This is a genomic window from Speluncibacter jeojiensis, from assembly GCF_029589495.1.
Lineage (GTDB): Bacteria > Actinomycetota > Actinomycetes > Mycobacteriales > Mycobacteriaceae > Speluncibacter > Speluncibacter jeojiensis.
In genome coordinates this window covers 257019-281261 of sequence record NZ_JAAIVF010000002.1, presented here as the reverse complement: position 1 = coordinate 281261, position 24243 = coordinate 257019, and the positions used below count along the sequence as shown (strand labels likewise).

Sequence of the window (24243 nt, the reverse complement as noted above, 5' to 3'; positions counted from 1 at the left end):
AAGGTCGTTCGGGCACAGACATCGGGGGAGATCATGTGATCGTGATCCCGCCGTCGACGGCGATGGTCTGCCCGGTGACATAGCCCGCCGCATCCGAGGCCAGCCAGACCACGGTCGCCGCGAGTTCGGCGGGATCCCCAATCCGGCCGAGTACCAACCGGGGCGCCATGCTGTCGAGGTACCCGTCGTGATACTGGTCGGTCATCTCGGACTCGAAGAACCCGGGCGCGATCGCGTTGACCCGGATGCCTTTGCGGGTGCCCCACTGCTGGGCGAGGTCTCGAGTCAGTCCGATCAGTCCGGCCTTGCTGGCGCTATAGGCGGCTTGGGGCAGTGCCGCTGTGGTCAGGCCGATGATGCTGGAAATGTTGACGATCGCGGACCCGGGGCGCATGACCCGCCCGCAGGCCTGTGCGGCCCAGTAGGCACCGTTGAGGTTGACGTCGATGACCTCGCGGAATTGTTCCGGGGTTTCCCGAGTGGCGGGGTGTGCGGTGCCGATGCCGGCGTTGTTGATCAGGACGTCGACGTGGCCGAACGTGTCCATGGCGGCGTCGACCAGCTGCTGGGCCTGCTCGGGGTCGGCTACGTCGGTCGGCACGCACAACGCTTGCCTTCCGGCGCGTCGGACCAGCTCTGCCGTCTGGTTCATCTTGTCCAGTCTTCGCGCGGCGAGGACGATGTGGGCTCCGGACTCGGCGAGTGCCTCGGCGAAGGCGACGCCGAGCCCCGAGGAGGCGCCGGTGACGACGGCAACCCGGTCGTCGAGCCGGAATCGGTCGAGGATGTTCATCGTGATACTCCTTCATGGAAACGGGTGACGACTTCGGCGACACACACAGGCTTGGGTACGCCCTCGCATTCGACGGTCACCACGGTTGTGGTCTGGATCCCTCCGGGGATCTCCGTGACCTGATCCAGCCGCCCGTGGCCGCGGATGCGGGATCCGGCGGGAACCGGGGCAGGGAAGCGGACCTTGTTGAGCCCGTAGTTGACAGCCACCGTGACTCCGTCGATGACCAGGAGGTCCCCAAGGAACGCCGAGAGCAGCGAGAGCGTGAGGTAGCCGTGCGCGATCGGTACGCCGAACGGTCCGGAAGCAGCCGCGATCGGATCTGTGTGGATCCACTGCCGGTCCTCGGTGACCTCGGCGAACGTGTCGATCCGGTTCTGGGGCAATTCGATCCAGGAACTGACGCCCAGCTCGGTGCCCGCAGAAACGCGCACGGCCTGCAGCCCCGCGAAGGTCGTCATATCGAGATCCCCCCGTCCACGGGGACCACCACGCCGGTGATGTAGCCGGCGTCGGCGGAGGCGAGGAACGCGACGGCGGCAGCCATCTCACGTGGATCGGCGAAGCGGCCCAAGGGTATCTGCGCGGTCAGCTCCGCGCGCTTGTCGTCGGGTATGGAGGCGATCATGCGTGTCTCTGCGTTCGGTGAGATCGCGTTCACGGTGACGCCGAAGCGTGCCAGTTCCTTGGCGGCAGTCTTCGTGAAGCCGATGACGCCGGCCTTGGCCATCGCGTAGTTCGCCTGGCCGGGGTTCCCGTGCAGCCCCGTGTACGAGGTGACATTGACGACGCGCCCGTACCCGCGCTCGCGGAAGTGCGGAACACACGCCCGGGTGAACCGGAAGGTGCCGCCCGCGTGTACGGCCATCACTTGCTCGTAGTCCTCGTCGGTGAGTTTCCACAGCATCCGGTCGCGCAGGATCCCGGCATTGTTGACCAGCACGTCGATCCGGTCGGTCTCTGCGATGGCCCTGTCGATGACGGCCCGCACCGATCTGGTGTCGCTGACGTCGGCGACAGCGCCGCGGCAGCCGACCTCAGCGGTCGCCGTGTCGAGGGCGTCGGCGTCGAAGTCGACCAGGTACACGGTCGCGCCGGACCGACAGAAGAACCGGCCAAGTTCGAGGCCGATGCCGCGGGCAGCGCCGGTGACGATCACCGTCTGGCCGTTGAAGTCGAAGGTGACATTTGACGTGGTTGTCGCCGCGTCGGTTTCGATGCTGGTCATATCAGGTGAGCCTTTCGAAGATGGCAGCCATGCCTTGGCCACCGCCGATGCACTCCCTTGCCGGCCCGGCCGATCGGCGAGCCGGTGGTGGAGACGATGACGGCTTCTGTCACGGAACGTCTGCTTTCAGTTCGTCGATGGTGGATCAGAGTGCGAGGTCGCGGCCGATGATTTCCTTCATGATTTCGTTGGAGCCGGCCCAGATCTTGGTCACGCGGGCGTCCATCCAGGCGCGGGCGGCACGGTATTCGCGCATATATCCGTAGCCGCCGTGCAGTTGCACGCAGTGGTCGAGCACCTCGTTCTGCACCTGCGCCGACCACCACTTGGCTTTCGCGGCGTCGACCGCGCTGAGCCCGGCCCCGGCGTGCTCGACCACGGCGGCGTCGACGTAGGCCTGGGCAACCTCGATTTTGGTGACCAGCTCGGCCAACAGGAACTTGTTGTGCTGGAAGGATCCGATCGAGTTCCCGAAAGCCTTGCGCTCCTTGGCATATTCGATCGTCTCGTGCAGGATCTGCTTCGCGTGCGCGATGTTCGCGACCGCCGCACCGACCCGCTCCTGCGGGAGGCGCTCCATCATCGCCACGAATCCCATGCCGGGCTCGCCGAGTAGCGCGTCGGCAGGAAGCCGCACATCGTCGAAGAACAGCTCGGCGGTGTCGGCCTCCGGCTGGCCGACCTTGTCGAGCTTGCGTCCTCGTTCGAAGCCGGGCAGCGAGGAGTCGACGAGGAAGAGACTGATGCCCTTCGACCGCTTCTCCGGGTCGGTGCGAGCGGCCACGACCACGATGTCGGCGGTGTAGCCGTTCGTGATGAATGTCTTGGCGCCGTTCAGGATCCAGTCCGACCCGTCTCGTACAGCGGTCGACTTGAGATTCGCCAGGTCCGAACCACCGGACGGTTCGGTCATGGCGATGGCGGCGACCGCCTCACCGGCCGCCATCCGGGGCAGCCACTGCTGCTTTTGGCTCTCGGCGGCGAGGTCGACGACATACGGTGTCGCGATGTCGAAGTGAATTCCGAATGCGGAGGCCAAAGCCGCGTTCACGGCGGCGAGTTCTTCGGTCGCGACCGCATTGAATCGGTAGTCGCCCGCCTCGCCGCCGCCGTACCCCTCCGGGATCTCGAGCCCGAGCACGCCCTGCTCACCCGCTGCACGCCACACGTCACGGGCGATGAGCTTGTGTTCGGCGAACTCCTCGACTCGCGGCGCCACCTGCCGCTCGAGGAAGTCGTGTACCGACTTGCGGAACTGCTCGTGATCGTCGGTGTACACGGACCTGTCCACTTGGTGCCCTCTCATTCGCCTCGATTAAGCGTTCGCTTAGTGTGTGGTCGTGATGTGAGAAAGTCAATATGTGCAACGAGATGAGCAGCCTCGAGGTGAGACGATGTCGGATCCGGTCGCGGCCGAGGCGCCGGCCGGTACGCGGGCGCCGAGGGGTGGCCACGGCAGCGGCGCGGAGCAGCGCTTACTCGATGCGGCACGTGACGCCTTTGCGGCAAAGGGCTACTTCGGCACCAGTACACGCGAGATTGCAGCGGGGGCCGGGATGAGTCCCGCGGCCATGTACATCCACTTCCGTTCCAAGCAAGACGTGTTGCTTCGGCTGAGCATCACGGGCCACACATCAGCACTCGCCTCGCTCGAAACGGGCGCAGCCACCACGGGGTCGGCGACAAAACGCCTGCGTGCAGCGGTGTATGCCTTTGCTGAATGGCATGGCGAGCACCACACCACCGGACGAATCGTGCAATACGAGTTGCAGGCGCTGACCAGCGAGAATCTCGCGCGGGTGGTTCCGCTGAGACGCCAGGTTGTGCGCGTGCTGCGCGGGATCATCGCCGACGGAGTCCGCGGCGGCGAGTTCGCCGTCGACAACGTCGACGCCACCGCACTCGCGATCCTCTCGCTCTGCATCGACACCGTTCGCTGGTTTCCCTCGCGCGAACTGCCCACGCCTCAGGCGGTGGGCGCGGCCTACGCAAGTCTCGCCGAGCGGATGGTCAAGTCAGTCGAACGGTGATCGAGCGAGAGTTCTGCGCACCGGTCGAACGCGCATAGCTAAGCGATCGCTCATGATCGGCGGCTGCTGGTCGGCGATGTCGACGTACGTTGGGTGATCTCCAGGCTTGTTCCTCGGGCCACACTGCTGACCGCTTGTGCATGTTCTGTCCGCCCCGGACGCAGCCCAGAAGAGTTGCTCTCTTGTGCCGAGGCGCCCGGCGCACGACTTCCGACCTCACAAGATGGGTTTGTGAGTCGACAAAGAGTGCACCCCTACTCCCGGGCCCGCAGTCCGTGAATCATTGCAACCGGTGGTCGGAAGTCACGCTTTTCGTTCGATCGACCTGACCTCAACGGCGTCACCGCCGGCCCTCGGAAAGGAAGAAAATGACTCAGTACGCCTGGACCGTGATTGGAGCGGGGCCTGCTGGCATTGCCGCAGTCGGCAGGTTGCTCGACCGCGGCATCGCCGCAGAAGAAATCGCCTGGATCGACCCCGAGTTCTCGGTGGGTGATTTCGGTACGAAATGGTGTGCTGTACCGAGCAACACCAAGGTTGAACTTTTTCTCGACTACTTGACAGCATCTCCGTCCTTTCGGTTCGGTGAAGCATCTCAATTCGATATAAACAACATCGACCCCCAGCAGACCTGCCCGCTCGGCGTGGTCGCGGAACCTCTTGAGTGGATCTCGAAACATCTCGGTGAGCGGGTACGAACGTTTCGAACGACGGCAACGGAGCTTTCGCTGCGAAACAGGCAGTGGGCTGTGCAGACAGAACACGATCCGGTCACCTCGAAGAACGTTGTCCTTGCCATCGGATCGGTTCCCAAGACGCTTCCGTACTCCAATCTGGAAGAGGTGTCGGTCGAGGCTGCACTTGACCCCTGCAAGCTGGCACAGTTGCCTCTGGAAGGCGCTACGGTTGCCGTATTCGGCTCTTCTCACTCGACTATGATCGCGTTGCCGAATCTCCTGGAAAGCCCGGCCAAGAAAGTGATCAACTTCTATCGCAGCCCACTCAAATATGCCGTCCACCTCGATGGTTGGACGTTACACGACGACACTGGCCTGAAAGGTCAAGCCGCTCGTTGGGCGCGAGAGAACATCGATGGAACCTACCCGGAACGCCTCGAGAGGTGCTGGGTAGGCGATCCGGAATTCGACGTCAGGCTTCAGGAGTGTGATCACGTTGTCTACACCGTCGGATTCGAACGCAGGCAACTCCGGGTGACCCCTGGGTGGGGGACGCTGGAACATAATGCCGCCAACGGGATTCTTGCAGCAGGGCTCTTCGGGATAGGGATCGCGTTTCCCGAGTATAAGATCGATCCGATGGGATGCGGCCAGTATCGTGTTGGAATGCAGAAGTTCATGCAGCGGCTGGATGATGTTCTTCCGCTGTGGCTGCAATACAGCGCATAGCCGGATCGGTCTTACGTGCGACGGTGTTGCCCGATGTGACTGAGCAGGTCACGTGCCGGGCCGGCGGGCGGCGTGCGCCCGCCTTGCCAGACAGCCCGCAGTTCGCGGCTGAGATTCAGCTCTGGCACCGCGACGACACAGAGCCTTCCGACCGCGAGATCGTCTGTCACCGCCAACTTACTCATCACCGCAGGCCCGGCGTCGGCGAGGACCGCGCCGCGTACGGCCGCCGCCGAGGACAATTCCAGCACCGGGTTTGCTTGTTCCATCGCCTCGCCGAGACGGCTGCGCAGAGCTGCGGTCAGTGAATCGCGGGTTCCGGATCCCCGCTCACGTGCGACAAGTGGGGTCTGGCTGAGTTCGGAAGCGCTCACGCCCTTCGACCGGCGAGCCCACTTGTGGTCGGGCGAGACGATCAGCACGAGTTCGTCATGGGCGACAACGCGGCTGTGCAGAGCCCTGGGTATGACAGGGCTTTCGATGAACCCGAGGTCCGCAACGCCGTTGCAGATGTCCAGTAATGCGTGTTCGCTGTTCTCGGCCGTGAGGATCACCTCAGGGGCATTGTGGCCGAGACGTGTTGCTGCAGCTTGCCAGGACACCAGCCATCGAGGCATGAGCTGTTCGGCTATGGTCAGGCTGGCCACCACCTTCACCCGTTTGCGGCTTTCGGTTCGAAGCGACGCAAGTCCGGCGTCCACGTGCTCGGCGACTTCCAGTAGTTGGGCTGCCCACTGCGCAACGACGGCCCCTGAGGGAGTGAGGGTCGAGCCGCGCACGGTGCGGACCACAAGCTGGACGCCGGTCTGGGCTTCGATCGAGTTCAGTCGCGCCGACACCGCCTGCTGTGTCAGTCCCAGTTCCCGGCCCGCGGCGCCGAGGCTGCCGGTTCTGGCGACCGCAAGAAGAACTTCGAACGCGGCAATCCCTGGCATGTGAGAACTCAGCGGCATGATTCATCCCATCCAAGAGCGCCGTGCCGGATTTTCCCAACTGTGTGATCTCACCGACGGCCGCGATGAGGGGCCGCCGCAAATCGGGGAAGGTCACGATGTCGCGTACCCGTGCAGCAGTCTCAGGGACCGCTCGATATCACCTGGGTCCGGTGCCGCTGCTGTCGCGCGTTTCGCCAAACTTGGGGGCTGCATCCGAATTGCGCGCGAAACCATCGCGAGAAGTTGCTGGGCGCCGAGAAGGACAACAGGTCGGCGATCTCGGTCAGTGAGTATCTTCGATTTTCCACCATCCGCCGGGCGAGGTCGACGCGGGTGTCGTTGAGGATCGAGGAGTAGGACTCGGCCGAGTCGGTCAGCCGTCGGTGGATGGTTCTGCGGTCGACGCCGAGGCTCCGGGCGACTTGTTCGATCGAGCACCGTCCGGTGGGCAGCAGCAGTTCGATCACTTCGCGGACCCGATCTGCCGTGGTCGCATCTTTCGGTGGCTCGAGGGAATCGAGTACCTGCTGGGTGTAGGGCCGCAGCAGCGGATCGGACATCTTGTTCGGGGCATCGAGATCGTTTGCCGGGAAGGTGATCCCGGTGAACTGATGATCGAAGATCAGTGCCGATCCGAAGGCCTTCCGATGGGTGGCCGGGTCTGCCGGCGGCCGGTGCGCAAAGCAGACGGCCATCGGCTTCCACCTTGGTCCGAGAAAGCCGCACAGGAGGCGGTGCACTACGGCCACGGCCAACTCCTCGGACTGTCGGACGTCCACTTGCTCCCCGAGTTCCAGGACTACCCGGATGGTCGCCGTTCCGTCAGCTTCGGACAGCCGTGTCCGCAGGGCCTCGTTGTATGTGTGTTCGTACCGGCCAAGCACTCGCAGTGCGCTGCGCACATCGGGCTCTTCCCGGATGACCAGGCTCAACGGCCCGAGGTTGGAGAGGCGACGAAATTCCGCCAGCCGCAGTCCGAAGTCCTCGTGCCCCGAAATTGCCGCCGACCTCTCGAGCAGTCGCGCGACCGCTGCGGCGGGAATCCAGCGATCCTGCACGCTCAGACCCGCGGGGTCCAATCCCATTTGCCTCATCAGCGGGCCCGGATCGAGCCCGAGCGACCGGCTCAGGTCGACGTAGCCGTTCAGCGCCGCATAGCGGGCCAGAGGTTTCATGGCGTCTCTCCTGTGTCCCGAAATGACATCTGAGGTGTCCCGTAAGGATAAGCATACGTGGTCCGCGTCACTTACTGTTGCCTGCATCACATCCCGAGAGTCCTACAGGGCGAGGGAGCGAAGAGCGTCCGGCCGATCGGCGCCGCCACCCGCACGGTGGCAAAGCAACACGACAGCAACGGAATTCACCCAGGTGCGTGCCACGCGGTGCCGCACCTGTTCAGAACACGAGGAGATCACAGTGGCACACGCCATCCGCTTCTATGAACCCGGCGGTCCGGAGGTCATGCGCTGGGAGTCCGTCGAGGTCGGCGCCCCCGGCCCGGGCGAGGTCAGGGTCCGTCACGAGGCGGTCGGCCTGAACTTTGCGGACACCTACTTCCGCACCGGAATGTATCCGGCCCCGTTGCCGGCCGGCATGGGCGTCGAGGGCGCCGGGATCGTCGAGGCGGTCGGACCGGGGGTCTCAGAGTTCGCGGAGGGCGACCGGGTCACCTACACCGGCAGCCCCCTGGGCGCCTACAGCACCGAGCGCGTGATGCCCATCGAGTCGTTGATCAAGCTGCCGGAGAACATCCCCTTCGACACCGCCGCGGCGATGACGATGCGCGGGCTGACCACCTCCTATCTGCTGCGACGCATCCATCCGCTGAGGGCCGGCGACACCGTGCTGCTGCACGCCGCGGCCGGTGGCGTGGGACTGATCTTCTGCCAGTGGGCAAAGCTGTTGGGTGTCAAGGTGATCGGCACGGTCTCGACCGAGCAGAAGGCCGAGACCGCTCGCGCATACGGTTGCGACGAGGTCATCCTGTACCGCCACGAGGATGTGGCCGCCCGCGTCCGTGAGCTGACGGACGGCGAGGGCGTCCCCGTCGTGTACGACAGCATCGGGGCGACGACCTATGAGACCTCACTGGACTGCCTCTCGCGACGCGGGCTGCTCGTGTGCTTCGGAACCGCGTCCGGACCGATCCCGCCGATCAACGCCATGCAGCTCGCCGTGAAGGGCTCGCTGTTCGTCACCCGACCGGCCCTGGCTGATTACATCGCCGACCCAGCCGAGCGTGCAGAACTGTCCGGCGAGCTGTTCGATCACGTGGGATCCGGGCGCATCCGCATCCAGATCAACCAGCGGTACGAGCTCGCGGACTCGGTGCAGGCCCATCGTGACCTGGAATCCGGCCGCAGTGTCGGCTCCTCGGTCTTCTCGGTTTGAAGTTCGGAAATCTTGTCACGATAGGGGAGCGCAATGAGTACGACCACTTACACCGCCTCGGATCGGCCCTCCACGTTTCGATCGCCGATGAGGGCGCAACCACTGACCTGCAACATCGGTGCGGAACTGTTCGGCGTTGACCTCGGTGAGGTTTCGCGTGACGATGCGCTGTTCGCGGAGCTGAAGTCGCTGTTGCTGAAGTACAAGGTCCTCTTCCTGCGGGATCAGGACATGAGCCAGGCCCAACACGTGGCCCTCGCCGAGCGGTTCGGGCCGCTGGAGGATCACCCGAGGCTCGGCAGTGATCCCGAGTATCCGGGGCTGGTGCGGATCTACAAAGATCTCGATAGTGCGCCGGAGCACTTCGAGAACGCCTTCCACTGCGACGGCACCTGGCGCGAGACCCCGCCGATGGGCGCGATACTGCGTTGCGTCGAGGCACCGCCGATCGGTGGCGACACGATCTGGGTGAACATGGCGGCTGCGTACGCGAATCTCCCTCAGAAGGTCAAGGACCAGATCGACGGTCTGCGGGCCCGGCACAGCATCGAGGCCACCTTCGGTGCCCGGCTGCCGATCCAAGATCGCCACGCGCTCAAGGAGACCTATCCCGACGCCGAGCACCCGGTGGTGCGCACTCACCCTGAGACCGGCGAGAAGGTTCTGTTCGTCAACTCCTTCACCACGCATTTCGTCAACTACCACACTGATGAGAACGTGCGCCATGGAATCGACTTCGCGCCCGGCGCCTCGAACCTGCTGAACCATCTGATCAGTCAGGCCTCGATTCCCGACTATCAGGTGCGCTGGCGCTGGTCGGAGAACAGTGTGGCGATCTGGGACAACCGCTCCACGCAGCACTACGCGGTCCAGGACTACTGGCCGGCGGTCCGAAAGATGGAACGGGCCGGCATCATCGGCGACCGCCCATTCTGAGCCCTTCCTTGTTCATCCAACACCTCACCTCAGAAGTGGAGTAAGACAATGCATTTCCATGACGACGCGCTCTTCCCCGAGACCCAGGACAAGCTGGTCATCACCTGTGCGCCCTACGGCCCCGAGTGGGAGCCGGACGACTTCCGCGAGGACCTGCCGCTGACGATGGAGCAGCACGTGCAGCAGGCGGTCGACTGCTACGAGGCTGGCGCGACCGTGCTGCACATCCACGTCCGCGAGCTCGACGGCAAGGGCAGCAAGCGCCTGTCGAAGTTCAACGAGCTCCTCGCCGGGTTGCGGGAAGCCGTCCCGGACATGATCTTGCAGGTCGGTGGTTCGATCTCGTTTGCACCGGAAGGTGAAGGCGCGGATGCCAAATGGCTCTCCGATGACACCCGGCACATGCTCGCCGAGCTCGACCCGAAGCCCGACCAGGTCACCATCGCGATCAACACCAGCCAGATGAACATCATGGAGCTGATGACCGCCGACGACATCGCCGGCACGTCGATGGAACGGCCGGAACTTGCGGCGGCATATCGGGAGATGACCGTGCCCGCGGGTCCGGAGTGGGTCGCCGAGCACCTGCGCAGGCTGCAGGCCGCGGGAATCCAGCCGCACTTCCAGCTTTCGTCGATCCCGCAGCTCGAGACCGTCGAGCGACTCATCCGCCGCGGCGTCTACACAGGCCCGCTGAATCTGACCTGGGTCGGCATCGGCGGCGGCTTCGACGGACCGAACCCGTACAACATCATGAACTTCATCCAGCGTGTTCCTGACGGCGCGTGCCTGACCCTCGAGACGCTCATGCGCAGCGTGCTCCCCGTCAACGCGATGGCCATCGCGATGGGTCTGCACACCCGCTGCGGCAACGAGGACACCATCTGGGGCCGTAAGGGCCAGAAGTTCACCTCGGTTCAGCAGATTCAGCAGCTCGTGCGGATCGCCGGCGAACTCGGCCGCGAGGTCGCGACCGGCAAGGAGGCCCGCGACATCTATCGGATCGGCACCACCTATGCCGACGCCGACGAGACGTTGGCCAAGCTCGGCTACGCGCCGAACCGTAAGCCCGGCCAGGTCGGCTTCACCCAGCACGCCTGATCGTCTCCCTACCCGGGCCGGGACGCGACCCCATCGCGCGTCCCGGCCCGCCCCATCCCGCCGGCCCATCGGGTCGATCGTCGTCAGTCCGCCACCTACGAGGAGACACCGTGGCAATGCACGTTACCGTGGACGCAAACCGCATGCCGTCCACCCGATCACGGAAGTCCAGGCTCTATCCCTGGCTCGTGTTCGCACTGACCTTCGCGTTGTTGCTGTCGGACTACATGTCTCGGCAGGTGCTCAGCGCCGTGTTCCCAATTCTCAAATCCGAATGGTCGTTGTCAGACTCGCATCTCGCGTCCCTGAACAGCATCGTGGCGTTGATGGTCGGCCTGCTCACCCTGCCGCTGTCGCTGGTCGCGGACCGGTGGGGTCGCGTGCGAAGCCTGACCCTGATGGCGGTGTTGTGGAGCCTGGCGACTCTGGCCTGCGCCGTGGCCGCAAGTTTCGACCAGATGTTGTGGGCGCGGTTCCTTGTCGGTGTCGGTGAGGCTGCATACGGTAGCGTCGGCATCGCGGTGGTCTTGAGTGTTTTCGCACCCCGCGTGCATGCCGCCATGGGCGCCTCCTTCATGGCCGGCGGATCATTCGGCTCGGTGGTCGGCGTCGCTCTCGGCGGGCTGCTCGCCGTGCACCTCGGCTGGCGGTGGTCGTTCGCGGCCATGGCGGTCTTCGGCCTGATCCTCGTCGCACTGTTCCGCGCAGTTGTCAACGAGCGCAGGCTGGCCCGGTATGCAGTCGACCAGAATCAGCCCTCCGCCGCTTGCGTCGACGCCCCCCGCAGGCTCCGAGCACCCCTGTCAAGTCTGTACACAAACCCCTCGGTCCTGTGTGCCTACATCGGCGGCGGTCTGCAGATGTTCACCGCGGCCGTGCTGCTCGCCTGGATGCCGAGCTACTTCAACCGCTACCACCACCTCGGTACGGCGAAGGCGGCCGGCGTCGCCGCAATCTTCGTCTTGCTCGTAGGCAGTGGCATGGTGGTCTGCGGCATCATCACCGACCGCATCGGTCGGGCCGACATGTCGCGAAAGTGGACCACGGCGGTGGTGTTCTGCGCGATCTCGCTGGTTTGCCTGCCCGTCGGCTTCTGGCTGGCATCCGGGGCGCTCTCGATGGTGCTCATCGGGTTGGGCGCGTTCTTCTCCGCCGGCTCATCCGGGCCCACCGCCGCGATGGTCGCCAATCTCACCCACACCACGGTGCGAGCTTCCGCGATGGGGACTCTCACGGTGGCCAACAATCTGCTCGGGCTGGCGCTCGGCCCCTTCGTCGTCGGAATCCTCGCCGACCACTTCGGGCTGCTGAGGGCATTGGAGCTCGCCCCGCTGACGTACGTGGCCGCGATCGTCGCGCTCGTCATCGGCAAGCGCCTCTATCCCGCCGGCGTGCGCCGATTCAACGCCCTCAACGAGTCCGCGGCGTACAGCCTTCGATGAACAACCTTCGATCAAAAGCAAGGAATTGAGAATGACCACCGCTTCGACTTCGCCGACCGTGGTGATCGTGCCCGGACTGCGCGATCACGTCGCCGAACACTGGCAGACCCTGCTCGCCGACCGCCTCGACAACGTGCGGACGGTACCTCCGCTCGAGCGTGACCGGCTCAGTCGCGCCGCACGAGTCGCTGCGCTCGACGAGGTCATCACCTCGATCGACGGACCGATCGTGTTGGTCGCGCACAGCGCCGGCGTGATCACCACCGTCCACTGGGCGCAGCGGCCGACCCGGCAGGTGCGCGGTGCGCTGCTGGCGACTCCGCCCGACATGGAACTTCCGCTGCCAGAGGGACACCCGAGCTTCGACGAGATCGAAGCGGGCGCGTGGAACCCCATTCCCCGGCGCCGCCTACCGTTCCCGAGCATCGTGGCGGCCAGCACCAACGATCCACTCGCCGGCTTCCGGCGCGTGACGGGAATGGCCGAGGCGTGGGGCAGCCGTCTGGTCGATCTCGGTGAGGTCGGGCATCTCAATCCGGCCTCCGGCTACGGGTACTGGCCACAGGCCGAAGAGCTCGTTGCGGAGCTGGTCGGTGCACGCGGGGAGATCGCGTCGTGACCAAGGTGTGTGGCTTCGCAGACGAGGCCGTGGCAGACATCGCATCGGGCGCCTCACTTGCGGTGGGCGGGTTCGGGCTGTGCGGAATCCCCGATGTGTTGATCGCGGCAATCGCCGATGGGGATGCCACCGACCTCGAGGTGTTCTCCAACAACTGCGGAACCGACGGGCACGGGCTCGGAATCCTGTTGGCCAAGAGAAGGATACGACGGGTGACGGCGTCGTACGTGGGGGAGAACGCAGAGTTCGCCCGTCAGTACCTGTCCGGAGAGCTCGAGGTGGAGTTGACGCCGCAGGGCACCCTCGCTGAGAAGCTGCGCGCCGGGGGCGCCGGCATCCCGGCGTTCTTCACGCCCACGGGGGTCGGCACCCTCATCTCCGAGGGCGGGCTCCCGTGGCGCTACGGCAGTGACGGAACGGTCGCTGTGGCGTCGCCGCGAAAGGAGGTCCGCGAGTTCGACGGAGTGTGGGCAGACCGTCGTTACGTGCTCGAACGCGCAATCACCGCCGACTTCGCGCTGGTCCACGCCCACGCCGGCGACACCGAGGGCAACCTGGTGTTCAACAAGGCCGCGATGAACTTCAACCCGTTGGCCGCGATGGCCGGCCGGATCTGCATCGCGCAGGTCGAGAACTTGGTGGAGCCGGGCGAACTGGATCCCGCCCAGGTCCACCTGCCCGGGATATTCGTCGATCGCATCGTGCACACCGGGAAGCAGAAAAAACAGATCGAAAGGCGTACGACCGCGACGGCGAAGGAGACGGCCGCATGACCACGACCATTGTCGAGACTGTCGGCTGGACACGGCAGCAGATGGCTGCGAGGGCCGCCGCCGAACTCTGTCCGGGACAGTACGTCAACCTGGGTATCGGGCTGCCGACGCTGATCCCCAACCATCTGGCCGACGATGTGGCGGTCACGCTGCACAGCGAGAACGGGATCCTCGGAACCGGTCCCTACCCGATCGAGGACCTCGTCGACGCGGATCTCATCAACGCCGGCAAGGAGACCGTCACCGTCAACCCGGGCGCCTCGTTCTTCGACTCGAGTACCAGCTTCGGAATGATCCGAGGCGGACACATCGACGTCGCTGTCCTCGGTGGCATGCAGGTCTCCGAGGCCGGAGACCTGGCCAACTGGATGGTTCCCGGGGCGATGGTCAAGGGTATGGGCGGGGCGATGGACCTCGTCCACGGCGCCCGCCGCGTCATCGTCCTCATGGAGCACACCGACCGGTCCGGCGGCTCGAAGATTCTTCGGGAATGCACGTTGCCGCTCACCGGGCAGCAGGTGGTGAACCGGATCATCACCAACCTCGGCGTCATCGACGTCACCGAGTCCGGACTGGTTCTGCGCGAATGCGCACCGGGCGTGGACGCCGCGCAGGTCCGGTCCGCAACCGACGCGTCGCTGGCATAGCCACTCGCGATCACACGACGAAAGACGAGTTCAACGTGCTCAACCTGTCAGTGCTGCTGGAAGATTCCGTCCGCAGGTATCCCGATCAGATCGCCGTGGTGCACGGTGAGCGACGGCTGACCTATGCGCAACTCGACGCGCGGTCGAACCAGGTCGCGAACCTCCTCGCCTCGCGGGGCGTCGAACCTGGCGACAAGGTCGCGCTCTCCTGCCCGAATCTTCCGGAATTCCCCATCATCTACTACGGAATCCTCAAGGCCGGCGCCGTCGTCGTGCCGCTCAACATCCTGCTCAAGGCGCGCGAAATCGCCTACCACCTGAAGGATTCGGAAGCCAAGGCCTACTTCTGCTTCGAGGGCACCGAGGACCTCCCGATCGGCGAGTACGGGCGAGATGCGTATGAACAAGCCACCGGGTGCCGTGAGTTCTTTCTCCTCCCGGCCGATTCCGCCGTCTCAACGGCCGCCCGGGCACAGGATCTCGCCGCAGCGCTCGAGGACCTTCCCGACCGCTTCGAGTCCGCGGTGCGCGGCCCCGACGAAGTCGCTGTCATCCTCTACACGAGCGGCACCACCGGATATCCCAAGGGTGCGGAACTCACCCACGCGAACATGGTGCTCAATGCGCTGACAGCCAATCGGCTCTTCGACAGCAACCCTGTCCGCCACGACACCTACCTGCTCACCCTGCCGCTGTTCCACTCCTTCGGCCAGACAGTGACCATGAACGCCGGGCTGTCCGTTGGAGCGACTCTGGTGATGATGGCTCGCTTCGATGCGAAGTCGGCGCTACGGCTGATGATCGACGAGAGCATTACGGTGTTCGCGGGTGTGCCGACGATGTACTGGGCGCTGCTGGGTGCCGTCGACGACGTCGTCGAGGCAGAGTGGATCGCCCGCACGCTGCGGCGAGCCATTTCCGGAGGGGCCGCACTTCCGGTGGAGATCCACACTCGGTTCGCAGAGAGGTTCGGCGTCCAGATCCTCGAAGGATACGGGCTCTCCGAAACCTCGCCGCTGGCCGTCTTCAGCGACCCAGAGCGGCCCTCACGCCCTGGCTCCATCGGTATCCCGGTCTGGGGCATCGATGCCAAACTCGTTGACAAGCAGGGCAATACAATCGACCTGGTGGGCCAGGTCGGGGAGCTCGTACTACGCGGCCACAACGTGATGAAGGGCTATCACAACCGTCCCGATGCCACCGCGGAGGTGCTGCGCGACGGGTGGCTTCGCACCGGAGACCTCGCCCGAGTCGACGAGGACGGCTTCTACTACATCGTGGACCGGGCCAAGGACATGATCGTCCGTGGCGGATTCAACGTCTATCCGCGCGAAGTCGAGGAAGTGTTGCTGACTCACGAAGCCGTCTCGCTCGTCGCTGTGGTCGGTGTGCCCGACGAAAGTCATGGCGAGGAGATCAAGGCTTTTGTCATTCTCCGGCAGAACGCACAGCTCACCGAGGACGAGCTGATCGACTGGTGCCGTAAGCAGATGGCGGGCTACAAGTACCCGCGCACGATCGAGTTCACCACGACCCTTCCGATGACCGCGACAGGGAAGATTCTGAAGCGCGAATTGGCAAGGGAGACAGCATAAGACTGGGTTTGTAAGGAGTGGGACGATGACTGGAACCGGTGACAACCACCGCGACACGCTGGTGGACACGATGCGTGCTGCAGGTTCATGGAACTCGCTGTGGGACGGGCTCGCGGAGATGGATCCGGAGTGGACCGAGCAGTACCTGGCGACGGCAACCCAATCGTGGCGCAGCGGTGTCCTCTCGCCGAAGACCATCGAATTGCTGTGCATCGCGGTCGACGCCTCCTGTACCCACATGTACGCACCGGGTGTGCGTCGGCACATCCGGGCGGCACTCGAGCTGGGCGTCACCGCGGAGGAAATCCTCGAGGTGCTCAAGCTGGCCACCGTCGTCGGAATCCATTCCTGCAACATCGGCGTTCCGATTCTCGTCGAGGAACTCGCCGCGCAGCGCCAGGGGTAGCCGCACATGTCGATCACAACCGGTCGGACCCGAGCGCCGCCAGCGCGTCTCGCGCCCGACACAACGCATGCAATCGCATGCACAACAACATCTATCAATCAGGAGTGAAACATGGGATCCACCGCCGCCGAGCTCGGTAGCTACCAGAAGTACATCGCCCTCGGCGCAGGCCTGCTCAGTGGAACGGCCGCCATCGTCGGTCTCGCGGCACTGTCTGCCTGACACATGCTCGACTCAGCTCCGGTCTGTACGGACCGGAGCTGAGTCGCGTTCCAGCATCTGCACTCGGCAGTCGACGACACGAGAAGGAGGCGTGAAGACGTGAAGAACACTTCGCCGCTGGGCGAGTACGGTGTCTGGCGCCACGCAGAGGGGCTTTTCCCAGATCTGGCAGCGGCGATCGAGAGACTCGGCTACGGCACACTCTGGGTCGGTGTATCGCCGCCGGCAGATCTAGAACTGGCGGAACGCCTGCTCGACGCGACGGAGCGCATAATCGTCGCGACCGGCGTCGTCAACATCTGGGCAGCCGACGCCGAGGCGATTGCGGCGTCCTACCGGAGACTCGAGGAGCGGTATCCCGGACGCTTCCTTCTGGGCGTGGGAGTCGGCCATCCCGAGATGGCCGGGGACAGGTACCGAAGGCCCTACAGCGCTCTGGTCGAGTATCTCGACGTGCTCGACCGCGAGGGCGTCCCGGTGAACCGACGCGTGCTGGCGGCGCTGGGACCGAAGGTGCTCACACTGTCAGCGGCTCGGGCCGCCGGCGCGCACCCGTACCTGACGACTCCGGAGCACACACGGTCGGCGCGGGAGACTCTCGGCTCGGACGCGTTGCTCGCCCCCCAACAGAAGGTCGTGCTCTCCACCGATGTCGATGCGGCGCGCGCGATCGCCCGCGCGACGGTCGCCAACCCGTACCTCAAGCGGCGCAACTACCGAGCGAACCTGGAGCGGACCGGTTTCGCCGCGGAAGAACTGGATAGTGACGGCACGGATCGGGTCGTCGACGCCCTCGTCGCCCACGGCGACGCCGACCACCTCGCGGGGCGACTCCGGGACCATCGTGCGGCTGGAGCCGATCACGTTGCAGTTCAAGCACTTCCGGTTCAGGATGACCCACTGCCGACTCTGGGGGCGCTGGCCGCCGCACTGGGTCTCTGCTGAGGCAGGGTCAGGGCGAGGCCAGGCTTCAGCTGACTCCGGCGTCGGGCTCACACCTACGCGAGGCCCGTCCACGATGTGGTCGGGCCTCGCAGGGCCAGGATGTCCGGGTGTGTTACAGCATCCCGGAGACGGCCTGGAGGCCGAGGGAGGTGAGCGTGACGATCACCCATAGGGCGGCGCCGAGGATGAGCGGGCGGTGTCCGGTGCGACGCAGCCCGGGCAGGTCGGTGGACAGACCGATGGCGGACAGGGCGACGGTGATCAGGAAGACCGACGCCTCGGCCAGGCCGCGGTGGGTCGAGGCAGGGACGAGTCCGACGGTGTTGGCGGCGGCAAGGATCAGAAACCCGATGAGGAACCAGGGCACCAGGCGGTGGATTTGAACCCGGGACTTCGCCGGCTGCTCTGTTGCGGTGGCGTCGGTGCGCGCTTTGCGCCCGGTGATCGCGGCGAGCCCCAGGCAGATCGGGATGATCAACAGGGTTCGGGTCAGTTTGACCACGACGGCGTAGTTGGCGGCGGCGGAGCCGTACGTCGTCGAGGCCGCGACGACCGACGACATGTCGTTGACCGCGGTGCCGGCGAACAGGCCGAAACTGTGCTGGCCCATCCCGAGTGCGTGTCCGATCATCGGGAACGCGAGCACCGCTGCAATGTTGAACAGGAAGATGGTCGAGATGGCATAGGTCACCGCCACCTCGGCGGCGCCGATCACCGGGGTCACGGCGGCGATCGCCGATGCGCCGCAGATGCCGGTACCCACCCCGATGAGCGTGCGCAGGTCACCGACGATCCCCAGCCATCTGCCGATGAGATAGGTGGCCACCAAGCATACGAGCAACGTGCCGAGCATCACCGGCAGCGAGCTGACGCCGACACGGATCACCTGGAGCAGTGAGAGTTGGGTTCCGAGAATCACTACCGACACCTGCAGGATGAACTTGCCGGCCGTCTTGATGCCTGGTTGGAACCGGGGTCCTGGCTTGACCAGCGCCGCGATCACAACACCGGCGACGATGCCTGTCACCGGCCCGCCAACCAGTGGAAATGCCTTTCCGACGAGGGTCGCGCCCACAGCGATCACGACTGCAACCGTCACACCCGGCAGGTGCGCGGTCAGCTTCGCGAGTGCGGACATCGGGGTTGGGGCTGTTGCGGGGGGCCGCCTTGCCGCTGCTGAATGTCGCGAAGGTGTGATGTTCGGGTGCATGATTTCCACCCTCGATCGGAATTACGGCTTGCGGTAGCCACATATCGATTGCAGGCCCATAACCAACTGTTATGACAATAGACAGGTATCAGGTGCCCATGATGAGGGAAGACTTCCGTCCGGAAATTGATCTCGGCGCGTTGCGACTGCTGGTGTTGGTAGCCGATCGCGGCAGCATTTCTGCTGCCGCGCGAGCGGAACGGATCAGCCAGCCCGCGGCAAGCAGACGGATCAAGGTCCTCGAAGGCCAACTGCGTTTGGAATTGCTGGACCGTCTCAGCCACGGGGCGAAATTGACAGTGCACGGCAGGATGGTGACCGACTGGTCCAGGGGCGTCGTCGATGCCGCCGACGCGTTGTTGGTCGGCGCCAGGGCGCTGACGGCGCACGCTGCTGACAACGTGACCATCGGGGCAAGTCAAACTGTGGCGGAGTACCTCGTTCCGGCGTGGATTTCCACGTTCAGGCGTTGCGGGGAAGGTCAGCCCCAGGTGCACCTGCGGGTGGCCAACTCGCGTGAGGTGGTTGCGGCACTCCGCGCGCGGGAGATCGACCTCGGCTTCATCGAATCACCCACCGTGCCCAGCGATTTACGCAGCCGGCAAGTGGCCCAGGATCGGCTCGTGCTTGTGGTTGCGCCATCGCACCGCCTGGCACGGCGTCGCAGACCTGTGTCACGTCAGGAACTGGCCACGCTGCCGCTGGCATCCAGAGAGGGTGGGTCCGGAACGCGCGAGACGCTGCAGCAGGCTGTCGGCGAATCTCTGGTCGAACCGGCGATCGAGCTGTATTCGAATACCGCAGTGAAGGTGACGGTGAGTGCGGGCGAGTGCGCAGCCGTGCTCAGCGAGCTGACCGTCCGCCAGGAGCTGCACGACGGCAGACTGGTCGAGGTGCCCCTGGCCGAGATCGATCTGACACGGGTTCTGCATGCGGTGTGGCGGCGGGGTACCCGCTGGCGGGGACCTGCGGGCGACATCCTGGCCATAGCGACACGCACCATCTGCCGAACGCCTCCGGGTCCGGGCGGCAACGAACCCTCGGGATCGGGATACTCCCTCGTGCGGTAGTTTGTCTGCCGCCGATCAGGCTCGACACGTCGCGCTTACCAATTCGGTCCGGGTGATCGCGGTGCACCGCGGGCGTAGGCTTGGCTTCGCCGGTGAATCGCAGGTGACCAGATGGTCGAGTGTGACCCTTTCAAGACACAATGTGATGTGGGGTCGGTGCTTGCTGCGGAATTGGACACCGCCGGGTTCGAGGACGCCGAGGAGATCGGTCAGGGTGGTTTCGGTACCGTCTACCGCTGCGCCCAGCCCGAGTTGGACCGCATCGTCGCGGTGAAGGTGCTCACCGCCGAACTCGACGAACCCAACCGGGCACGGTTTCTGCGCGAGCAACGCGCGATGGGCCGGCTGACCGGCCGGCCCGGCATCGTCACTGTTCTGCAGATCGGGGAAACCCGATCTGGCCGACCCTATCTGGTAATGCCGTACCACTCTCGCGGAAGCCTGGCGGCACGTATCCACCACGACGGGCCACTTCCCATCAGCCAGGTACTCGATCTCGGGGTCACGATGGCCGGAGCCCTCGAGGTGGTACACGGCCTCGGCATCGTGCATCGCGACCTCAAACCCGCCAACATCCTGTACACCGACTACGACGAACCCGCCCTGACGGACTTCGGCATCGCGCACATCGCCGGCGGCTACATGACGGCCACCGGCACCGTCACCGGATCCCCTGCCTTCACCGCCCCCGAGGTCCTCGGCGGCGACCCGCCGACCCCCGCCTCCGACATCTATGGACTCGGCGCCACCCTGTTCAGTGCCCTGACCGGGCATGCCGCCTACGAACGACGCAGCGGCGAGCAGGTCATCGCACAGTTCCTGCGCATCACCACCGCGCCGGTGCCCGACCTGCGCGAACGCGGTATTCCCGACCAGGTGTCGACAATCATCGAACACGCCATGGCCCGCGACCCACGCGAACGGCCCTCGGCTGCAGCATTGAGCGAGCAGCTCAAGAGAGTTCGAGGAGGATTCGCCGAGACCGTGGCAAGACCAGACCTACAGGAGGCTTTCGCCGGCCACGGAAAGCTCCCGGCGGAGCTGACCAGCTTCGTCGGCCGCCGCGCCGAACTCACCGAGATCTGCAACGCACTGTCCACCTCTCGCCTGGTGACCCTGGTGGGCCTCGGCGGGGTAGGCAAGACGCGACTCGCGCTGCGCGCGGCGGCCTCGGTGCAACGCACGTATGCGGACGGCGTCTGGCTGGTCGAACTCGGCGAAGTCCGCGATCCGGCGTTGGTGGTCGACCAGGTGGCCGCGGCTGTCGGGGTGCGTGACTACGCGGGCGGGCCCCTGCGCGACTTGCTGGTAGAGGTGATGTCCACGCGCTCGGCTCTGTTGGTGATCGACAACTGCGAGCAGGTGATCGATGCGGTCGCCGAACTGGTACAGGTGTTGCTGGAGCGGTGCCTGGATCTGCGGATTCTGGCCACCAGTCGGGAACCGTTCGGACTCGGCGGCGAGGTGCTCGTGCAGGTGGCACCGTTGACCACGCCACGGCTGGGCACCGCAGCCTCGCTGCGCGTACTCTCCCGAATCGACTCGATCGCGTTGTTCGTCCAGCGTGCCGCCACGGCGGTACAGGGCTTCGAACTGACCGAGCGCAACATGGTCACGGTCGCCGCGATCTGCCGGCGGCTCGACGGACTGCCGTTGGCGATCGAACTGGCCACGGCGAGGTTGCGTGCGCTCTCGCCCGAGCAGATCCTCGAGCGGCTCACCGACCGCTACGCACTGCTCACCCGAGGCGGCCGCGGCGTCCCGATCCGGCAGCAAACCCTGCGCTGGTCGATCGGGTGGAGCTACGACCTCTGCACACCCGAGGAGCAGCAGCTCTGGGGCCGATTGTCCTTGTTCGTCGGCAGTTTCGATATCGACGACGTCGAAAATGTGTGCGGAGCAGAAATTCCCGACGTGATCGACACTGTCTCGGCGCTGGTGGACAAGTCGATCCTGATCCGCGACGAGGTGGACGGATGGGTCCGCTTCCGGCTCCTCGACACGGTGCGGGACTATGGCCGCGAGAAGGTCGAGCACACCGATGAGTATGCGGATCTTCGTCGGCGACAACGTGACTGGTACCAACGGTTGGCCCTGGAGGCCGAGGCCGGGTGGATCGGTCCCCTCCAGCTCGACTGGATCGCCCGGCTGAGGAGGGAGCTGCCGAACCTGCGCGATGCGCTCGAGTTCAGCCTTGCTGAACCCGGAGACAATGCAACGAGAATCGCCGTCGCCCTGTACCCATTTTGGGTATCCCGCGGATTGTTCGGCGAGGGCCTTCGGTGGCTCAACCGCGCACTCGACCGACCCGGTGACCAATCGGCACGGCAACTCGCCAAGGCGCTGTACGCCGCCTGCGTACTGGGCGGACTCCAGGGGGACCTGGAGGCGGCAACCGCTCGCCTCGACCGGGCGCGCGCTCTCGACACGGGCTCGACCGACCCGACGACGTATGCCTTCGTCGCGGCTGCGGACGGGTTTGTCGCGTTGTGCAGCGGAGATCCGGTCAGGGCGCGGGCACGTTTGACGGATGCGGTTGATGCGCCGTGCGCATCGACCGAGCGCGCGTTGCAGCTCACCGCACTACGGTTCCTCGGATGGGCACATATGAGTGACGACCCGACGCGCGCGCTCGCGTATCACGAGAAGGCTCTTGCTCTCTCGGAATCCTACGGCGAATTCCTCCATCGCGGATATGCGCTGTGGGCCATCGGGATCGATGCATTTCGTGCCGGAGATCACGACCGGGTCGTGCAGCGTCTGGAGGCCGGCCTACGGCTGACTCGGCGCACCGATGACCAGTTCCTGATCTTTCAATGTCTGTTGGCGTTGTCCTGGATCGCCGCGGAACGACACGAGCCCCGTCGTGCCGCCGTATTGATGGGTGCGGCCGAGGCGCGTCGACGACTGATCGGCAGCAATTCGGTCCTCTATCCCGCCTTGCTTGTCCATCAACAGCGATCCGAGGAGATCGTGCGCCAGGAGCTGGGACCTTCGAAGTTCGAGGCATCGCAACGCGAGGGGGGAGCGTTGAGCGACGACGCGGCGATCGCCTTTGCGCTCGGCGAACAGGCGCCGGGACACGCTGCGGTGGAATCCAAATCGGCTCACCTGACCAAGCGTGAACGTCAGATCGCAAGTCTCGTCGCCGAAGGCCTGACCAACAAGGCCATCGCCTCCCGACTCGTCATTTCCAGGCGCACCGCAGAAGGGCATGTCGAACACATACTGACGAAGCTGGGATTCACTTCCCGAGCGCAGATCGCAGCCTGGGCCACCGAGCAGGGTGCACGGTGACGACAACATGCAGAGTGAGTTCTAAGTTCGAGCCATGGACCTACGACAGATGGAGTACTTTCTCGCCGTAGTTGATTGCGGCGGGGTGACCCGGGCCGCCGCGCAGTTGCACGTTGCGCAGCCGTCCCTTTCACAGACGATCCGCAAGCTCGAGAACGACCTTGGAACCGAGCTTTTTCATCGCGTCGGGAGGGGACTGGTCCTCGCTCCGGCCGGCGAGGCATTGGTCGGTCCTGCGCGAATGATCTTGCGGGAGGTCGAGTCCGCACGGAGCGCGGTGCATGATGTCGGAGCGGTGCGCAGCGGGCGGATCGATATCGCATCGCTCTCGGACTTGTCTTCCGATCCGCTGTCAGTTTGGGTGGCAAAGTTCCGTGTGTCGCATCCGCAGGTCCGGTTCCGCGTCGAGGAACGTGACGAAGCCGCCGACGTGGTAGGTCTCGTCGTCTCGGGGGCCTGTGAGCTCGGCATCCTCTCACTGCCGATGCCTACGGAGAACCTGGTCGGTGAGGAACTCATCGACCAACATCTGGTGCTCGTGTGTCCACCCGGCACCGAAGCGCAATGGCCGGATCCGGTCCCGATCAGCCAGTTGTCCGCTGTGTCATTCGTGATGAGTGAAAGAGGCACGGCGACAAGGGAGTTCATCGAGAACGCGCTGCGCAGTCACGGCGTCGAACCTGATGTCGCGGTCGAGGTCCGCCATCGCGGTGCGGTGCTGCCGATAGTCCTCGCCGGGGGCGGAGTCGCCATCATGCCGCTGCGCAGCGGGCTCGACGCCCTGGTGCGTGGCGGTGTCGTACGACAACTCACGCCACCCTTGACGCGAAAGATGGGGGTGGTCCACCGACCCGGGCGGATCACGGATGCGGCGAGTCAGTTCGTAGCGTCGTCTCGCGAGTCGCTCACCAAATTTGCCAAAGAGGTCAACGGCCTTATGGCAGAAGGAAACTCACTTGTCGATGCTGCCGCCCGGGCCCGCCAGGCGGGAGACAGGCGGATGCGCGAGACCAACCGCGCCGCTCGAAGCGGCAATTCATAGGCAATCGCAATATTTTTGCTACCTTTTGCGTCTTTGACGCAATCGGTGAGTTCGCCTTCAATTGTGTGTATCAGCTCACACGGGCTGGCGCAGGCCACAAGCAACTTGCCAGCGGTCGTTCGGAACGGTCGGGATGGTCGCGCCGTCACGCGTGT

Annotated in this window: 22 protein-coding genes; 15 read left to right on the top strand and 7 right to left on the bottom strand. The window is 65.0% G+C overall.

Annotated features, from left to right (window positions below; all coding sequences use genetic code 11):
- Positions 1–31 precede the first annotated feature (31 nt).
- The 4 genes from G4X40_RS08540 to G4X40_RS08525 all read right to left on the bottom strand — a co-directional run bounded on the left by G4X40_RS08540 (position 32) and on the right by G4X40_RS08525 (position 3312).
- Entirely contained in the window at positions 32–793 is a 762-nt protein-coding gene (locus tag G4X40_RS08540) for an SDR family NAD(P)-dependent oxidoreductase (protein WP_277831694.1), read from the bottom strand.
- A complete protein-coding gene (locus G4X40_RS08535) occupies positions 790–1254 on the bottom strand; it encodes a MaoC family dehydratase (protein WP_277831693.1) in 465 nt (154 codons plus the stop codon). The genes G4X40_RS08540 and G4X40_RS08535 overlap by 4 nt, the downstream gene beginning before the upstream one ends.
- Complete coding sequence (locus G4X40_RS08530) at positions 1251–2021, bottom strand: SDR family NAD(P)-dependent oxidoreductase (RefSeq protein ID WP_277831692.1); 771 nt, start codon at positions 2019–2021, stop codon at positions 1251–1253. Before G4X40_RS08530 ends, G4X40_RS08535 begins: the two co-directional genes overlap by 4 nt.
- 145 nt (positions 2022–2166) lie before the next feature.
- Positions 2167–3312 carry an acyl-CoA dehydrogenase family protein gene (locus G4X40_RS08525; RefSeq protein WP_277831691.1) on the bottom strand — a complete coding sequence of 382 codons (1146 nt, stop codon included), beginning with the start codon at positions 3310–3312 and terminating at the stop codon, positions 2167–2169.
- 103 nt (positions 3313–3415) lie between these two features.
- On the opposite strand from G4X40_RS08525, the gene G4X40_RS08520 reads away from it, so the two are divergent.
- Positions 3416–4051 (top strand): TetR/AcrR family transcriptional regulator, encoded by a 636-nt coding sequence (locus G4X40_RS08520; protein ID WP_277831690.1) that lies wholly within the window; start codon positions 3416–3418, stop codon positions 4049–4051.
- A 368-nt stretch (positions 4052–4419) separates the two neighbouring features.
- Entirely contained in the window at positions 4420–5457 is a 1038-nt protein-coding gene (locus tag G4X40_RS08515) for an FAD/NAD(P)-binding protein (RefSeq protein WP_277831689.1), read from the top strand.
- A gap of 11 nt (positions 5458–5468) precedes the next feature.
- Here the strand turns inward: G4X40_RS08515 and G4X40_RS08510 are convergent, their stop codons facing one another.
- The gene (locus G4X40_RS08510) at positions 5469–6410 is read right to left on the bottom strand and encodes a LysR family transcriptional regulator (protein WP_277831687.1); all 942 of its coding nucleotides are present in this window, start codon (positions 6408–6410) and stop codon (positions 5469–5471) included.
- A gap of 122 nt (positions 6411–6532) precedes the next feature.
- Positions 6533–7567: an AraC family transcriptional regulator gene (locus G4X40_RS08505; protein ID WP_277832373.1), complete on the bottom strand. Its 1035-nt coding sequence runs from the start codon at positions 7565–7567 to the stop codon at positions 6533–6535.
- A 241-nt stretch (positions 7568–7808) separates the two neighbouring features.
- Here G4X40_RS08505 and G4X40_RS08500 point away from each other — a divergent pair, with 241 nt between their 5' ends.
- The 10 genes from G4X40_RS08500 (at position 7809) to G4X40_RS08455 (ending at position 17469) form a co-directional block, all read left to right on the top strand.
- Entirely contained in the window at positions 7809–8783 is a 975-nt protein-coding gene (locus G4X40_RS08500) for a quinone oxidoreductase family protein (RefSeq protein WP_277831686.1), read from the top strand.
- 33 nt (positions 8784–8816) lie between these two features.
- Positions 8817–9719, top strand: a complete 903-nt coding sequence (locus tag G4X40_RS08495) for a TauD/TfdA dioxygenase family protein (RefSeq protein ID WP_408642154.1) — start codon at positions 8817–8819, stop codon at positions 9717–9719.
- A 48-nt stretch (positions 9720–9767) separates the two neighbouring features.
- Positions 9768–10820, top strand: coding sequence for a BKACE family enzyme (locus G4X40_RS08490; RefSeq protein WP_277831685.1), 1053 nt, complete (start codon positions 9768–9770; stop codon positions 10818–10820).
- A 116-nt stretch (positions 10821–10936) separates the two neighbouring features.
- Entirely contained in the window at positions 10937–12262 is a 1326-nt protein-coding gene (locus tag G4X40_RS08485; RefSeq protein WP_277832370.1) for an MFS transporter, read from the top strand.
- Positions 12263–12293: 31 nt separating this feature from the next.
- Positions 12294–12881 carry an RBBP9/YdeN family alpha/beta hydrolase gene (locus tag G4X40_RS08480; protein WP_277831683.1) on the top strand — a complete coding sequence of 196 codons (588 nt, stop codon included), beginning with the start codon at positions 12294–12296 and terminating at the stop codon, positions 12879–12881.
- The gene (locus G4X40_RS08475) at positions 12878–13654 is read left to right on the top strand and encodes a CoA transferase subunit A (RefSeq protein ID WP_277831682.1); all 777 of its coding nucleotides are present in this window, start codon (positions 12878–12880) and stop codon (positions 13652–13654) included. Before G4X40_RS08480 ends, G4X40_RS08475 begins: the two co-directional genes overlap by 4 nt.
- The gene (locus G4X40_RS08470; RefSeq protein ID WP_277831681.1) at positions 13651–14301 is read left to right on the top strand and encodes a 3-oxoacid CoA-transferase subunit B; all 651 of its coding nucleotides are present in this window, start codon (positions 13651–13653) and stop codon (positions 14299–14301) included. The genes G4X40_RS08475 and G4X40_RS08470 overlap by 4 nt, the downstream gene beginning before the upstream one ends.
- 35 nt (positions 14302–14336) lie before the next feature.
- Complete coding sequence (locus G4X40_RS08465; protein ID WP_277831680.1) at positions 14337–15896, top strand: long-chain-fatty-acid--CoA ligase; 1560 nt, start codon at positions 14337–14339, stop codon at positions 15894–15896.
- A gap of 25 nt (positions 15897–15921) precedes the next feature.
- Positions 15922–16302, top strand: a complete 381-nt coding sequence (locus G4X40_RS08460; RefSeq protein WP_277831679.1) for a carboxymuconolactone decarboxylase family protein — start codon at positions 15922–15924, stop codon at positions 16300–16302.
- 321 nt (positions 16303–16623) lie between these two features.
- On the top strand, positions 16624–17469 hold the full coding sequence (locus tag G4X40_RS08455; RefSeq protein WP_277831678.1) for an LLM class F420-dependent oxidoreductase: 846 nt from the start codon (positions 16624–16626) through the stop codon (positions 17467–17469).
- A gap of 112 nt (positions 17470–17581) precedes the next feature.
- Here the strand turns inward: G4X40_RS08455 and G4X40_RS08450 are convergent, their stop codons facing one another.
- A complete protein-coding gene (locus tag G4X40_RS08450; RefSeq protein WP_277831677.1) occupies positions 17582–18607 on the bottom strand; it encodes a YeiH family protein in 1026 nt (341 codons plus the stop codon).
- A gap of 170 nt (positions 18608–18777) precedes the next feature.
- Here G4X40_RS08450 and G4X40_RS08445 point away from each other — a divergent pair, with 170 nt between their 5' ends.
- From G4X40_RS08445 to G4X40_RS08435, 3 genes are all read left to right on the top strand, one after another.
- Entirely contained in the window at positions 18778–19749 is a 972-nt protein-coding gene (locus tag G4X40_RS08445) for a LysR substrate-binding domain-containing protein (protein ID WP_277831676.1), read from the top strand.
- Positions 19750–19860: 111 nt separating this feature from the next.
- Positions 19861–23046, top strand: coding sequence for a protein kinase domain-containing protein (locus G4X40_RS08440; RefSeq protein WP_277831674.1), 3186 nt, complete (start codon positions 19861–19863; stop codon positions 23044–23046).
- A gap of 49 nt (positions 23047–23095) precedes the next feature.
- Entirely contained in the window at positions 23096–24088 is a 993-nt protein-coding gene (locus G4X40_RS08435) for a LysR family transcriptional regulator (RefSeq protein WP_277831673.1), read from the top strand.
- The last annotated feature ends 155 nt before the right edge of the window (positions 24089–24243 follow it).